The 854-nt window shown below is 69.3% G+C and carries 1 protein-coding gene; it reads right to left on the bottom strand.

Annotation, left to right across the window (positions count from 1 at the left end; genetic code table 11):
* Position 1: 1 nt before the first annotated feature.
* Entirely contained in the window at positions 2–661 is a 660-nt protein-coding gene (rpe, locus tag D7X55_RS39850) for a ribulose-phosphate 3-epimerase (protein ID WP_121725713.1), read from the bottom strand.
* Between the last annotated feature and the right edge of the window lie 193 nt (positions 662–854).

The following is an 854-nucleotide window of genomic DNA, read 5'->3' as shown; positions in this document are numbered from 1 at the left end:
CTCACGAGGGCCGCAGCGACCGGATGGCCTGCGCGTAGTCCTTCGCGCCAAACACGTAGCTGCCCGCCACCAGCACCGTCGCCCCCGCGTCCACCACGCGCTTCGCCGTCTGGGCGTTGATGCCGCCGTCCACCTCGATGTCCACGTCCTTCAGCCCGCGCGCGTCCAACATCGCGCGCAGCCGGCGGACCTTGTCCACCGTGGACTCGATGAACGACTGCCCCCCGAACCCCGGGTTCACGCTCATCAACAGCACCATGTCCACGTCCCCCAGCACCTCTTCGATCGCCGACAGCGGCGTGCCCGGGTTCAACACCACCGCCGGCTTCGACCCCGCGTTGCGGATGGCCTGCAACGTGCGGTGAAGGTGCGGGCTCGCCTCCTGGTGCACCGTCAGCACGTCCGCCCCCGCCTTCGCGAAGGCCTCCACGTACTTCTCCGGCTCCACAATCATCAGGTGCACGTCCAGCGGCTTCGTCGCCACCCGCTTGATGGCCTCCACGATGACCGGCCCCAACGTGATGTTGGGCACAAACCTGCCATCCATGACATCCACGTGAATCCAATCCGCGCCGGCGGCCTCGATGGCGCGGACCTCCTCACCCAGGCGGCTGAAATCAGAAGAGAGCAGCGACGGAGAGATGCGGACGGGGCGGGTCATGGCGGCGCTTCATAACCGCTTCCGCCGGCCCCGGGTACCTCCGCCCGGCAGGACAGAGGGCTGGCGGACACAGGTGGACCTGACAGGTGGGGGGCCCGGGCGGCTGACTCACCCCGCGTGCTACAACTCCGTGCGCCCGCGGCCATCCGCCGCATCCCACGGAGCCCGCCCCGGTGCTTCCCCAGTCCGTGCC

The sequence above is a fragment of the Corallococcus sp. AB049A genome (assembly GCF_003668885.1).
Lineage (GTDB): Bacteria > Myxococcota > Myxococcia > Myxococcales > Myxococcaceae > Corallococcus > Corallococcus interemptor.
The sequence above is the reverse complement of the archived record's forward strand: the minus strand, read 5'-3'. Positions and strand labels throughout refer to the sequence as shown.